We start from the raw sequence: 14,247 nt of genomic DNA, 5'->3' as shown, positions 1-14,247 counted from the left end.
TCTACATGTTTCGGTGATGTCTCCTTACCGTTATCAACGGGGGCACTCGGCTGTGCTGTGGGTGGGGACGATGACGGTCTTGCCACCTTAGACGCCTGTCGTCGATGGTGCGGTGTGAGGGTGGGTTAGATGCCCAATGCTAACCTTGTTTTTTGTTTATGTCTCTTTTTTGCCGTGTTATAATGAGAGAAACGGCAGAGGAGGGATACGAATGAGCCAAGAATTAAAAGCTTTGCTTCGCTCTGTGTTAAAAGAAGAACTGCAACCTGTTCATGAGCGATTAGAACGTGTTGAACAAACGCAACAAGAGTTACAACGCGGTCAAAAAGCACTAGAAAAGAGTGTTGCTCAAATCCAGCAAGATGTAACAGAGCTACAAGTAGGCCAGCGAGCATTAGAGAGCACAGTTGCTCAAATTCAACAAGACGTCGCACAGTTACAAGCAGGCCAACAAGCATTACAACAAGACGTCGCACAGTTACAAGCAGGCCAACAAGCATTACAACAAGACGTCGCACAGTTACAAGCAGGCCAACAAGCGTTACAACAAGACGTCGCACAGTTACAAGCAGGCCAACAGGCGTTACAACAAGACGTTGCACAATTACAAGCAGGCCAACAAGCGTTACAACAGGACGTCGCACAACTGCAAGCAGGTCAACAAGCATTACAACAAGATGTTGCACAATTACAAGCAGGTCAACAAGCATTACAACAAGACGTCGCACAGTTACAAGCAGGCCAACAAGCGTTACAACAAGATGTTGCACAATTACAAGCAGGTCAACAAGCGTTACAACAGGATGTTGCACAGTTACAAGCAGGTCAACACAAGCTAGAAAATGATATGGGCGAAATGAAACAGTCACTTGGAAATATGGAACAGACACAGGAGAAGATTCTCGAAGAGTTACGCATATCAAAAAACAACCAAGCATTAGTGCTAAATGATTTGACAAGCATAAAAAAATCAATGGATGTGACGGTTGCTTATTTGCAACGTAGATCCGACGTAATGTTTGATAAAATGATCGAACATGAAAAAGAAATTTTAAATTTAAAAACACGTCTACCAAACTAACTCCCAATGGGAGCTATTTTTTTGTACATCGACGTATATGTTATGCATATATAACATGTACGTGGGTGTACAGTTTAGGAAGCGAGGGATCTATGTGAAAAAAGTACGAAAAGCGATCATTCCAGCTGCCGGACTCGGCACACGATTTTTACCAGCGACAAAAGCGATGCCGAAAGAAATGCTTCCGATTGTCGATAAACCGACGATTCAATACATCGTCGAAGAAGCGATTGAATCAGGCATTGAAGACATCATTATCGTCACAGGAAAAGGAAAACGCGCAATTGAAGACCATTTCGACCATGCGTTCGAGCTCGAACAAGCTTTACTAAAAAGCAACAAACACGACTTGCTTGAAAAAGTAAAAGAACCGTCCAAAGTCGACATTCATTACATTCGTCAAAAAGAACCGAAAGGACTTGGCCATGCCGTCTGGTGCGCCCGCAAATTTATCGGCGATGAACCGTTTGCGGTGCTGTTAGGCGACGACATCGTCCAAGCCGATACCCCTTGTTTAAAACAGCTCATGAACGAGTTTGAACAAACGCATAGCTCGATCATCGGCGTCAAACAAGTTGCTGATGACGAAACGCATCGATACGGCATTATCGATCCACTTGATAAAAAAGGACGACGCTATCAAGTGAAACAATTCGTCGAAAAGCCAGCGCCAGGCACTGCACCATCGAACTTAGCCATCATGGGTCGGTACATACTCACGCCAGAAATTTTTCTCTTCCTAGACAAACAAGAAACCGGTGCCGGCGGTGAAATTCAACTGACCGACGCGATTCAAAAGCTAAACGAAATCCAGCGCGTGTTTGCGTATGAGTTTGAAGGAAAACGCTACGACGTTGGGGAGAAGCTTGGGTTTATTCAGACGACGATTGAGTTTGGGTTACAAAACGAAGAGATTAAGGATGACTTATTAAAATTTATGGAGCGGATCATTCAACAACATCAACAGTCATAAGCACGATGCTTATGATTTTTTTGTGGAATCGGGGGTGAAAAGATTGGGTGTTAGTCCTCAAGAGAATCGTTCTTTGATAAAGCAAAACGAAACGGTTAGGATTAACTACACAGAAAAAGCAGAAGTGAGTATATATCCGTACATAAAAAGAGGCATGGACATTTTATTTGTGCTTCTCGCAACTCCGTATGAGTAAAATGTTTGTGGGAGAAAAAAAGACAGGTTCCTGATTTGGTATAATAAGGAACCTGTCAGATATGTAAGCAAAATAGATGAAAAACGGGCTCTCCTCCTGGTAAGGTAGTAAGTGTGAAAAAAAAATACAACCAAAGAAAGGAGTGGAGCCCATGCAGGATTATATCACAAACGGCTTGACATTAAAAGAGATCGAACAGTCTTTATTTAGACATATGCAAAAACAATATGGTCATCTCCTTCAACAGGTGTTGGAGGAGATCGACCGCACATTGGCAGAACAGCGGGACAAGAAACGATATGCGCTCAAAGATAAGCGGACGATCCGACTCCAAACGCTATTTGGAGAGGTGGAAGTGAAGCGAAACTACTACTTTGACCGTGAAAAAAAGGTGTATACGTCTTTACTCGATGTCTTTCTCCAGTTCGATGGGGCGCATGGAGTGAGTCCGCTATTAGAGGAGACAGCGATTCATCTCGCCGTGACGGGTTCTTCGTATCGACAGGCTGCGCAGTCGCTTGAAAAGCTGGTGGGGTATGCATGTATGAGTCACGAAACGATTCGCCAGTCCATCATCGAGGCAGAGGTGGAAGGGCACCGTGCGATGGAGAAAAAAGGGCGCGTGTTTTTTATCGAAGCAGACGGGTTGTACGTGAAACGTCAACGAAGCCGCATCAAAGGAAAAGAAGAAAAGATCATCACGATTCACCAAGGATGGGAGAAAAACGGGAAACGCGTATCCTTAGTGAATCGACGGTATATGGTTCATCAAACGAATGAACCGATTTGGGAAGCTGTAGAGAATTTTCTGATGAAGGAATACAGCTATGATCCGTTTGAGGATTGGGTGGTCATCAATGGAGATGGAGCCCCATGGATTACAGCGTGTCGAGAATATTTCGGGGACAGGGGGTACTTTCAGCTTGATCGGTTCCATGTGGCAAGAGAGATTCGTCAATTGTTCCGAGGTCATGCGAGATATCGGGTGATTCGAAAGAAGTTAGCATCATGGGATGAAGAAGGTGTGTTACGAGAACTCACAAGTGCCATCGGTACGTTAGAACATGAGGAGAAGGAAAAGCAACTCGAGGCGCTTGTTCGTCGAATCGAGGAGATACCAGGATGTTTACGTGACTATCGCGTATGGTTGAAGGAAAAAGGGATTGACACGACAAACATGAGGGCGATGGGGAGTGCGGAAGGAACGATGCATGTGTTTGCGAAACGAAGTAAAAACGGTCGAAGTTGGAGGGATGCAGGGATTGAAGCGATGTTGCGAGCGATCGTCGCGATAAAAGATACGTTACTCATTCGGACACGCGATGGAGTGATGTATGGCGTGGAAGAACGAGAAGAAACGAAACGAGAAACGATCGTGAAAAAGGCACTGAAGCGCGTGCAAACGCAAATGACAGAAGTGGTACGAGATAACATCCCATACCTTCGCCAATCTTCAGGGACACCGATTTACGAGGCATTGCAAGCATTGAAAGGTTTTTAAAACGAGAGAAAACGCACATACCTACAGGATGAGAGTAAGTAAAAGCGCTTACATATAACGATTTTATAAAACCATATATAACCAAAAAAATCGGTCGAGAAAAAAATCTCCCACAAACTCTTGACTCAATCAGAACTACTGATGAACAGTTTGTATCAAATTTATGTTAAAATGAATATAAGATTTATACAAAAAGGAACGATTAGCATTGTTGAGAGATGTTAGTGATTGGGAACGGATCGGATATGGTAGAAAAAGCACATTGGAGAAAGAGGAATTGATATCTCCAGAGAAAATACATTATCTTATAAAATATCCTCGACAATTTAAAGAAGGAGTTTCTTGGGAGGATATTACAGAATTAATTGCTGCTGAAATTGGAGCTATATTTGGTTTGGAAATGATGGATGTGGAAATTGTAACAAGGAATGGTAGAAGAGGATGTCTTCTGCGAAATTTTGTAAAAGAATATGATGCAAAAATGGCTGAAGAAGGCGGAGTTTTATTATCAGCACTAGTAGATGATTATACGAAGCTCCAAGAATCCTCATTGAAGGGCATGGAACTTATTGATGCTGGATTCAAAATAATGAGGGAGTTTGCATATTGGAAGGCCATAAAATCAGAATTTATAGATATGCAATTGTTTGATATTCTTATTGGCAATCAAGATAGGCACCCATTTAATTGGAAATTACTATTTCTCGAAACAGGAGCAAAGTTCTCCCCCATTTATGATAACGGTGTTTCCTTAGGTTTTCGATTTGATGATGAAAAGCTCATGCAAATGGTTTCGAATCCCCAAGAAATGAACAAATATACCGAGAAAACAAAGGTTAAGGCGGGTATATTTGAAAAGAAAAAAGTCAAAGCTAAAGACTTGTTAACATATATTAGTAAAAACTTTACAGATGAGTTTAATCAAAGTATCCAAAAGTTAGTTGAATTTGATTTAATAAGGTATTCTGATTTTATTCAATCATTAGATATTTTAAGCGAGGCACAAAAAGACTGGTTATTGAATATAGTGCCTTTTCGAAGAAAGAAAATATTGGAGTGGATTGGAAGGGATGATCAATAACATGAAAAAAGTTCATACACTTTTAGTGGTTTGGCAAAATCCTAAAACCCGTTCTTTTTATCATATAGGAACTCTTTCTCATTATGATGGCTATTATGAGTTCACTTACACCTATAATGCCTCTGGTCACGGAAAACTGAAAGATGCATTGAATAACGGGTATATGTTGCATCCAGCTTTCCCAGACCCAACTAAAATATATCGATCAAAGGAGCTGTTTCCGGCGTTTGAACGCCGATTGCCGTCACCAGATCGTGCGGATTTTAAAGCCATTTTGTCCGATTTAGGTCTGGATGAGAATTCCACTAAGATGGACCTGCTTCAACAAACACGTGGGCGGTTAGCCAGCGACACTTATTCTTTTGAGCAACCGCTGCGTCTTGAAGACGATGGAAAGCTGTGTGTCAGCTTTTTTGTTCATGGCATGCGCTATCAAAATCTTCCTCAAAATTGGGCAACATGGCTAGCCATTAACGAAACGTTGAAATTGGTACAAGAACCAACAAACGCTTATGACCCTCATGCTGTTGCTATTTATACTCATGGGGGGAAGAAGCTTGGATATGTTCCAGCCTTTTATAGTAAGGCCATCTTTTCCTTGTTAGAAAATGGAGTGAACCCTTCTGTTCGTGTTGTGTATATGAATGAAAAATCAACACCTCATTGGTGGCTGAAAGTAGCCTTTGAGTGCGAAATTCCTTCTTTCCAAGAGGCAACATTGGATGAATTAGATCCTGTTATGGGATAATACTTGTCGTGCTCCGGATTTTGTCAGAGATTTAACATTAGCGGGGATAGCTTGGTCATTGCCATGGATATTGATAACCTCGGCAACGGCTTAGGTTTATTCCGCCAAAGAAGTGATGGAAACATGTGAAAAAGTCACTGCCGCAAAGCCATCATTGAATCCACCGCCCGCCGCCCGGGCGACCCGGCGCGCCTTGTTGCATCCTCGCAAAAAATTTATGAAGAACTTGCTGGAAAGCAGAACATTCGTCGGAACAAATCATCGAAAGCGCGTGGAAATGGCATAAATACAGAGTCTCCTGTTGAACAAGTTTCAACAGGAGATTACTTTTCTGCCACTGTATGTCGCTTTATGTTGGGGTTATTCGGCAACTGTCGAAGCCCTTCCAATTCCGCTTTCAGTATCTCCAACAGTTTCTTTTACTCTTGTCTTGACGTTCATCTTCTTTTGAACTGTACACCAACATATAGCACTGACACCCCTCGCTATCTCCAGTGGTGATCTCTTTGACATATAAATTTCTCAAACTTGGTAGTATCGGTTGCGACAGTTTATCTTTTCTTTCGGGGCGTCCTTTCCGGATCGCATTTTCCCACACATGATATAATGTCTGCCTAGATTTTAAGTTTTGCTGACTACAAATTCCACCCATAAATCGCTTTTAAATTTACTTTGTTATCAGAATCCAACTCATATTTCGCACCTTGGTAGGGCGGAACAAAAGGATTTTTTATTCAGTTTTTTAGAATAACTTTTAAACCAACACCAAAAGCGATGGTATCCTTTTTTTACCATCGTTGGTCGTTCTTTATCCCATTAGACGTAAATGCTCTCGTCCATCCCTAATCCTTGCAGAATCCTTCGCTGCTCGTACGTGAGCGGTTGACCTAACGCGCGTTGAATTCGTCCATCCGGCAGTTCCAACAGGACGACTCTGACATACCAAAACAATTGAAAAATCGCTTGTCCGGTCGGTCGGGTCAGTTTCCGGCCTCCCGCGCCCTTTAATGGGTGTTCCGGGGTGATGAACTGACGCACCCGGCGCTGGAAGACGCGGTAAATCGCCAAGGCCAACAGAAACAAATAGCCCAATACCGCGACCCGTTCCGGTTTTTTTACGTAAATCTCATCCGTAAAGAACGGGTCTTTCAAGAAAGAGAAGTTCATTTCCACCGAGATTTGGCCTTTATACAACTTCAAGATCTCTTTCGCATCCATCGGTTGACCTTTCCATTCCTCCGGAACTGTCGTGACAAGGACAAACCGGGACGCTTTCCGTCTCGCCTGTTCCCACGCATCTTGGTCGAATTCCACGTTCAAGCGAAGGGCGTACAGCGTTTCCATGTCCGGTTCCGCCCCTTTTTTCGGACGTCCGCGCCGTTTTTTCGGACGCACGATCGCTTCGACCGACGCCTCGACGCGATGGAACCGGAGACGAAGGGACGCCTTTAGAGACGCTAGGGCTTGTTCGGCGTCTTCCCGGCACGAAAACAGACGGCTTTCCCACTGGGTTTGTTTCTGCCGAAGAAGCTCTGCTTCTTGGTTTCGCTCTTTTTCGAGCGTCTTTCCTTTTCGTTGGTCGAGCGCGCTGGATTCAACGACGATCAACCGGACCGAATGACCTTCGTACGTCGATGTCGTTTCCCACACCCGGTAGGTGGCTCCGTTTTTCTCCGCTAAGGAGAACGGATCGCTCCACGGCGTGTCTTGGGCATCAGCTTTAGCCAGCGCGGTTTTGACGATCCGGAGCGAAGAAGGGCCTCTTGTGATCAAAAAGGCGTTGGCGGCCTTCGTTTGCGCCAGTGTGTCTTTCGTCATGGCGGCAGAATCGGCAACATAAATCCATTCATCTTCGATCTTCGCCTGCTTCAGCTGTTTCTGCACACGGGACAACACCTCGGGATTCCACGTCTTATCCGGCAGGTTGCCGTCGTGTACATCGCCATAAAACGGGATGCCATCCTCGTTGCCAATCAGCCCAAATCCGATCTGCTTTTGCCAACGATGATGCCGGTTGTAGCCATGCGTAATCTGCAAGGCATCCGGCGAGGCCGATTCATACGCGCCATAAACGGTCTTGTCCGTCGTATCGGCGTGGAAGACGCGAAGAGAGAGGCCTTCTTTCTTGTAGATCTGCACGAGGCAAGACGAAAGGACTTGATGGATATTCGCCTCATACAGGCGATCCAAATGACGCGCGATGGCATCGTCGTTGAACCAAGACGGCTCCAGCCCTGGCCGAATCAGCTTCGGCAAATCGATGTCATGCGCCCATTGTTCCAAATGAACGAGCGCTTGCCGGCCGCTCAAGATATCCAGAACGATTAGTTTGACGATATCGCTGGCTCGAGTTTGGCATTGCGGATCCACGGGAACGAGACGATCAATCAACTGAGGAAGGTCAAGATCTTTGAACAGGGCGCTTATTATATTCAAATAAGAACTTTCATAAATGGCCCGAATTTGAACGTCCATGATGAGCAAACTCCTTTGCTTTCCTTGTATTCCAAGGTTTTATTCGACAGGAAGATAAAAAAATCCTCCCGATTTTTGTCGAGAGGGTGCGAAATGTGAGGTATAAGGAACATCTTTTTCCGTTTTTGCATAATCGATTAGGTGTTTGGAAAATATAGTTTAGTGAGAGAAATCGGTGCAAATAAGGAAGTGAGATGATGAAATGAGTGGACCGTCACTACGGAAATTGGAAGCGCACCGTTCTATTCATCATGGCGCCTTTGTCGAAGCGAAGCGCCTGACAGAGTTGTTGGAAACATTGTATGCCGATGGGCGTTGTGGGCATGCCGCTGAAGTGGCGGATGCCCTTAGGTTTGGTGCCTGTCACCACCCGAGGACAGATGTCTCGTTAAGAAGAAAATGCGCATATTTCTTACTTCAAACATCGTCAGCGGATCATCGGTGTTGGTCAAAGCAGCTAAAATCTCTGTATGGCCGATAAAAGGAACATTGGCAGCTTTCAGCGACTCTTTATTGATCGGTGTGGTTGCTAAAGCTGATAAGCTTCCATTTAATTCCAAACGAACAGCCGTTTCAATATATTCATAGGCTGCCTTGCCACATTGTGTTTGGACTTTTCCCATTTCAAGGGTGTCCACATTTACATTGTTCAGTGAAATAACATCAATCGTTCCGTGTTCATACTTCCCTTCGATCTTCTGTGTCGAAGGAAGCGAAGATCGACGGAGATGGGAAACATTGACCAATCGATTGCACGAACATTGAAATGGGCAAGAAAATTAGTGATTGATATATTGCTGAAAAGAGAAAATGCCATTGCGTTTGACCCACCTTAATAAAGAGAAATGTTTAAGCAGCAATTTGCTAAATCAGGCTGCTGTTTTTTGTGGTATGAGTAAAATGTTTGTGGGAGAAAAAAAGACAGGTTCCTGATTTGGTATAATAAGGAACCTGTCAGATATGTAAGCAAAATAGATGAAAAACGGGCTCTCCTCCTGGTAAGGTAGTAAGTGCGAAAAAAATACAACCAAAGAAAGGAGTGGAGCCCATGCAGGATTATATCACAAACGGCTTGACATTAAAAGAGATCGAACAGTCTTTATTTAGACATATGCAAAAACAATATGGTCATCTCCTTCAACAGGTGTTGGAGGAGATCGACCGCACATTGGCAGAACAGCGGGACAAGAAACGATATGCGCTCAAAGATAAGCGGACGATCCGACTCCAAACGCTATTTGGAGAGGTGGAAGTGAAGCGAAACTACTACTTTGACCGTGAAAAAAAGGTGTATACGTCTTTACTCGATGTCTTTCTTCAGTTCGATGGGGCGCATGGAGTGAGTCCGCTATTAGAGGAGACAGCGATTCATCTCGCCGTGACGGGTTCTTCGTATCGACAGGCTGCGCAGTCGCTTGAAAAGCTGGTGGGGTATGCATGTATGAGTCACGAAACGATTCGCCAGTCCATCATCGAGGCAGAGGTGGAAGGGCACCGTGCGATGGAGAAAAAAGGGCGCGTGTTTTTTATCGAAGCAGACGGGTTGTACGTGAAACGTCAACGAAGCCGCATCAAAGGAAAAGAAGAAAAGATCATCACGATTCACCAAGGATGGGAGAAAAACGGGAAACGCGTATCCTTAGTGAATCGACGGTATATGGTTCATCAAACGAATGAACCGATTTGGGAAGCTGTAGAGAATTTTCTGATGAAGGAATACAGCTATGATCCGTTTGAGGATTGGGTGGTCATCAATGGAGATGGAGCCCCATGGATTACAGCGTGTCGAGAATATTTCGGGGACAGGGGGTACTTTCAGCTTGATCGGTTCCATGTGGCAAGAGAGATTCGTCAATTGTTCCGAGGTCATGCGAGATATCGGGTGATTCGAAAGAAGTTAGCATCATGGGATGAAGAAGGTGTGTTACGAGAACTCACAAGTGCCATCGGTACGTTAGAACATGAGGAGAAGGAAAAGCAACTCGAGGCGCTTGTTCGTCGAATCGAGGAGATACCAGGATGTTTACGTGACTATCGCGTATGGTTGAAGGAAAAAGGGATTGACACGACAAACATGAGGGCGATGGGGAGTGCGGAAGGAACGATGCATGTGTTTGCGAAACGAAGTAAAAACGGTCGAAGTTGGAGGGATGCAGGGATTGAAGCGATGTTGCGAGCGATCGTCGCGATAAAAGATACGTTACTCATTCGGACACGCGATGGAGTGATGTATGGCGTGGAAGAACGAGAAGAAACGAAACGAGAAACGATCGTGAAAAAGGCACTGAAGCGCGTGCAAACGCAAATGACAGAAGTGGTACGAGATAACATCCCATACCTTCGCCAATCTTCAGGGACACCGATTTACGAGGCATTGCAAGCATTGAAAGGTTTTTAAAACGAGAGAAAACGCACATACCTACAGGATGAGAGTAAGTAAAAGCGCTTACATATAACGATTTTATAAAACCATATATAACCAAAAAAATCGGTCGAGAAAAAAATCTCCCACAAAGTCTTGACTCAAACTTTTTTGTGATAATATTCTAAATAAAGAAGGGAGGAGTGTAGAATGAGAGAAGAAGAGTTTCGAAGATTCTTAATGAACGACAGCAATATAAAAAGCAAGTAACTATTCATCCCGATAGTAGTATGTAAAGAAGCGCAACACAAATAGGACATCCCCGTAATAGAAAATGCCCTAAGTGGTAGAAAGAACACGATCGAGCGTGTCACCCGTCAACAGAAGACATAACGAATCCCACACGTTTTTTTCGTGTTTCGTCAGTGTGGAAACGATGCTTCTTGCGATGCAAAACGACTGCGCGAATGTTTCTTCGCGAAACGTACCCGAAATGTTCTCTTTGACTTTAACCATGCGAAGATCGCGTTCGGCTTGGTTGTTGTCAAAGGGAACATGTACTTCACGTAAGAAACGCAACGCTTCTTCCTTTCGTTTCTGAAGCCGTCGAACAAAAGCGAGTGCTTTTTTCGGAAGAGGTGTCATCGTTTCCAATCGATGTTGTGCTCTTTCTAGGATGCGATCATACACTCGTTCCCACCGTCTCGCTTCTTCTTCGGAAAGTGCACCGTGATGGGCTTCGACGGCTTGCTTGGCGGCTAACAGAAACGTGGTCATGCGCATCGCCCACGTATGCCCTTGTTCGATGAATCCTTTTAACTCACGCAAATGGTGGGCATGACAAAGGGCATGGGTGGCATGTGTGTATTTCGGATACGTACCGAACCCATCGTGCATCATCGTCCCTTTGTATTGTGGAAGAATCCCGATCTCATCCGTTGCTTTCTTTCCACGAGAAGCGTGAGAAGCCAAGTATGTATATCTCGATGTACACGCGACATGCACCCATGCGAGTTTCCCATTGATGCGCAAACTCGTTTCATCGACATGCAGGATGTTGGATTCAAGTAAGGCGTCTTCGATGATGTCCATATTTGATTCCAGCGCTTCGCGTCCTCGTTTCACCATATTGGCAAGGGTTCCTGTACTAATCGAGTGTTGATATAACGCTTCGATTGTATCACTTAAACGCTTGTACGGGATCAATTGGATATGATGTAAATAAACAACGAGCGCAGTAAGGCGTGGACCGTATTGCACATGATTCGTGACATGGGATGGGAATTCGGCTTGTTGCACGCATCGACAATGCGGACACGATTTCACTTCACGTTCATGTTGTGTCACCTCGATCGCCACAGGAGGGACATCAAACACTTGACGGATATCGACTTTGAACGGTTTGACGTCACGCAAAGAAACCCCACATCCTTGACACGTATGCACACGGTGGACGACACGATGATGTGGATGTTCCACTTGACGGAGCGTCGTTCCTTGATGTCCTTCTTGTCCGCCTGGCTTGTTGCCAGATGGTTGACGAGAAGAACGTGTGTTGGCAAAACGGTCAGAAGATGGGGGCAAATGGCTATTGGAGCTGTTTTTTTTCGTGCGTGCTTCCAGCTCTTGAACACGGTACTTCAGTTGTTCATTTTCTTTGCGTAGTTGTTTGTTTTCGTGACGCAAATGTTCATTTTCTTGAACGAGTTGATGAATGAGCTGTTTTTGTTGTTGAACTTTGCCGATTAAGCTCTCAACTGTAAATACAGCTTGTTGTACCGTCAACATGCGATTCACCTCCTTGTCTATCAATATTCACATCATAGACAAGGAAAGAAGAAAATATTCAGCTCACTTTATGATGTGGCTGAATAGTTACAAAAGCAAAGTGAAAGCAGTTCATTCAAGAGTAGCAAGGGCTTTAAGGGTCGAACGAGAGCTGAACGTCAATTTAGATGATATTGTGAAAAATGATGAAGCCATGTATCATTTGTTGCTGCAAATTCAAGAAAGGCTTAATGATAAGCTATATCATAATGCTTATCAAAATGCGGTGCGAAAATATTATTTGTTTGTGAACGGAAAGGAGTTTCCGAGATTAAGGCGATACCTGAATCCGTGATGGTTGGAAATCAACTTTGATTTTGGTGTTAGTTCTATGGATATATGATCCATACATCCCTTTTTTTGATGATTCCCTGCACCACTTTCATGTTTGAAAACGAGATAAATCCTCTTTTATGGAGATACAAACCAAAAAAGAGACAAAAAAAGTACAGGGGGGAGTGATGGATATGAGTACCCGAACATCTGTTTGTTATCTTGCCTCTTTCCATTTTTGATACACATTCAGTAGGAGTATACTGTACCCACTCCTTCGCGTCAGTTTCATCCAGATCTGTCGTGATCGGCGGACGAGTCGACCTGCCATCGTGATCACCGTCTGAATGATCGTCTTGATGCGGCGGCGTTTCACTTTATGATGTAATGGATGTCTCGGATCGCTTAATAGATCTTGTCCAATCAGGCGAAGAAGGTTGTACACGAATGCTCCCATGACTAACACGAGCGCATTCGTTTTCATCTTCCCTGATGGAAGTCGCTCTAAATCTAAGTCGCTTTTCAGTTCGCTATGAAACTGTTCGCATGTCGCATGATCGTGATACAATGCGAGCACATCACTCATTCGAACATGCTCGTATCCTTCGAGGCGCACCCAGTAGCTTTCGACTTCGTAATCAGGAACGAGCATCAGCTGTCCATTTCGTTCCATCGTTCGTTCCGTCACTTGGGTGACTTGAACGTACGTATACGTGTGTCCATCGATTGCTGCTGTCTGTGGAAGGCATAACTCATACGTTTGTACTCCTTCTGTTTGTCCATCATCGACGCGTCTGCCCTTTTGCGAAGCGATCTGGAACCAAAGCGCTTTCGATTCTCGGCGTAAGTTTCGCTTGATGACAAAGTCCACGTCTTCCTTTAGACATACGTGCACATTCGCTTCCGCATCGTTTCCTGCATCCATGCGGACAAGCAGACGAGACGAGGTCAGCGGACGAGCTCGACGGATAGCGGTAGTTAAAAACGAAGGCATGTTGTCTTGTACATGTTGTTTCCCTGGACGCAGCTCGGCATGAACGATATACCCTTCCTTCCCTGCGTACGCAAACAACGGCGTAAAACCGTCAAATCCTTTATACGTTCGACTCACTCCTTCTTTTTTCGTATCGGAGTTATCAAATGGGGAAGCATCTATATCAAGGGGAAGCCATGTCGTTTTCCCTTTCGTCCAACAAGCGGACAAGGTAGCGTGTTGTCGAACCAACAGACGCATCGATTCCTCCCAAATGATGGTTTCGGTCATCGGGAGACAAGCGAGCTGATCGAGACGCTGTCGCAACGTTGGGGAGGAAGGTACGTGCCGAATGCCCATTGATGTCGAAAAGATATCGTCCTGACGATACGCTTCGATATGATCAAAATCCGTTTTTCCTGTGGCAAGCAAGCCGATCATCGAGCGAATGACGTCGCTATGGGAAATGTGCACATCTCGACGAACCGTTGGGAGCCGAAGTGCGTTTACTCGTTTATCCAGCTTCGTTTGGTGCAGTAAGTAGCCCACGAGAGCAAGCCCAGCACTTGGAGTAATCGCTTCATCTGTCAATACAAACCGAATCGGGAAATCTTTCATCACATTCACCTACTTGATGAAGAATCGTCAACGTCGTTTTCCCTTATCGTATCAACGGTTTGCGACCATTGTAAAGATGTTTTGTCACGGATTCAGGGCGATATTAACAAGATGCAGTCAGAGTTTGCGGGTAACTATT

9 protein-coding genes and 2 pseudogenes are annotated in these 14,247 nt (G+C 44.6%); 7 read left to right on the top strand and 4 right to left on the bottom strand.

The window, feature by feature from the left end; all coding sequences use genetic code 11:
* The first annotated feature begins 211 nt into the window (after positions 1–211).
* The 6 genes and pseudogenes from NSS60_RS13775 to NSS60_RS13750 all read left to right on the top strand — a co-directional run.
* A complete protein-coding gene (locus tag NSS60_RS13775; RefSeq protein WP_340720909.1) occupies positions 212–1,081 on the top strand; it encodes a hypothetical protein in 870 nt (289 codons plus the stop codon).
* A 94-nt stretch (positions 1,082–1,175) separates the two neighbouring features.
* Complete coding sequence (gene galU / locus NSS60_RS13770) at positions 1,176–2,054, top strand: UTP--glucose-1-phosphate uridylyltransferase GalU (RefSeq protein WP_192949119.1); 879 nt, start codon at positions 1,176–1,178, stop codon at positions 2,052–2,054.
* Positions 2,055–2,401: 347 nt separating this feature from the next.
* Complete coding sequence (locus NSS60_RS13765; RefSeq protein ID WP_075039588.1) at positions 2,402–3,751, top strand: ISLre2 family transposase; 1,350 nt, start codon at positions 2,402–2,404, stop codon at positions 3,749–3,751.
* Positions 3,752–3,959: 208 nt separating this feature from the next.
* Entirely contained in the window at positions 3,960–4,832 is an 873-nt protein-coding gene (locus NSS60_RS13760) for a HipA domain-containing protein (protein ID WP_035018968.1), read from the top strand.
* 1 nt (position 4,833) lies between these two features.
* Positions 4,834–5,580, top strand: coding sequence for an HIRAN domain-containing protein (locus tag NSS60_RS13755; protein WP_004892836.1), 747 nt, complete (start codon positions 4,834–4,836; stop codon positions 5,578–5,580).
* 69 nt (positions 5,581–5,649) lie between these two features.
* A pseudogene (locus NSS60_RS13750) lies at positions 5,650–5,885 on the top strand (UDP-glucose 4-epimerase GalE); the annotation flags it as partial.
* Positions 5,886–6,396: 511 nt separating this feature from the next.
* Here NSS60_RS13750 and NSS60_RS13745 read toward each other — a convergent pair.
* Complete coding sequence (locus NSS60_RS13745) at positions 6,397–8,055, bottom strand: IS1634 family transposase (protein WP_088223227.1); 1,659 nt, start codon at positions 8,053–8,055, stop codon at positions 6,397–6,399.
* A 374-nt stretch (positions 8,056–8,429) separates the two neighbouring features.
* Positions 8,430–8,747 (bottom strand): annotated as a pseudogene (locus NSS60_RS13740) (4-hydroxythreonine-4-phosphate dehydrogenase PdxA); the annotation flags it as partial.
* A gap of 356 nt (positions 8,748–9,103) precedes the next feature.
* Between NSS60_RS13740 and NSS60_RS13735 the strand changes: the two are divergent.
* Entirely contained in the window at positions 9,104–10,453 is a 1,350-nt protein-coding gene (locus NSS60_RS13735; RefSeq protein WP_075039588.1) for an ISLre2 family transposase, read from the top strand.
* Positions 10,454–10,756: 303 nt separating this feature from the next.
* On the opposite strand, the gene tnpC is transcribed toward NSS60_RS13735, so the two are convergent.
* Both tnpC and NSS60_RS13725 read right to left on the bottom strand, forming a co-directional pair.
* Entirely contained in the window at positions 10,757–12,205 is a 1,449-nt protein-coding gene (tnpC, locus tag NSS60_RS13730) for an IS66 family transposase (protein ID WP_340720593.1), read from the bottom strand.
* A gap of 529 nt (positions 12,206–12,734) precedes the next feature.
* Complete coding sequence (locus NSS60_RS13725; protein ID WP_088223305.1) at positions 12,735–14,108, bottom strand: IS1380 family transposase; 1,374 nt, start codon at positions 14,106–14,108, stop codon at positions 12,735–12,737.
* Between the last annotated feature and the right edge of the window lie 139 nt (positions 14,109–14,247).

Origin of the sequence: Anoxybacillus sp. FSL W8-0382 (genome assembly GCF_038003845.1) — a bacterium.
Lineage (GTDB): Bacteria > Bacillota > Bacilli > Bacillales > Anoxybacillaceae > Anoxybacillus > Anoxybacillus flavithermus_G.
This window is presented reverse-complemented; position numbering and strand designations above follow the sequence as displayed.

Excerpts from the sequence above, each read along its gene's own strand:
- NSS60_RS13745 (WP_088223227.1), bottom strand. The coding sequence starts at position 8,055 with ATGGACGTTCAAATTCGGGCCATTTATGAAAGTTCTTATTTGAATATA.
- NSS60_RS13775 (WP_340720909.1), top strand. The coding sequence starts at position 212 with ATGAGCCAAGAATTAAAAGCTTTGCTTCGCTCTGTGTTAAAAGAAGAA.
- NSS60_RS13735 (WP_075039588.1), top strand. The coding sequence starts at position 9,104 with ATGCAGGATTATATCACAAACGGCTTGACATTAAAAGAGATCGAACAG.
- NSS60_RS13765 (WP_075039588.1), top strand. The coding sequence starts at position 2,402 with ATGCAGGATTATATCACAAACGGCTTGACATTAAAAGAGATCGAACAG.
- tnpC (WP_340720593.1), bottom strand. The coding sequence starts at position 12,205 with ATGTTGACGGTACAACAAGCTGTATTTACAGTTGAGAGCTTAATCGGC.
- NSS60_RS13755 (WP_004892836.1), top strand. The coding sequence starts at position 4,834 with ATGAAAAAAGTTCATACACTTTTAGTGGTTTGGCAAAATCCTAAAACC.
- NSS60_RS13725 (WP_088223305.1), bottom strand. The coding sequence starts at position 14,108 with ATGAAAGATTTCCCGATTCGGTTTGTATTGACAGATGAAGCGATTACT.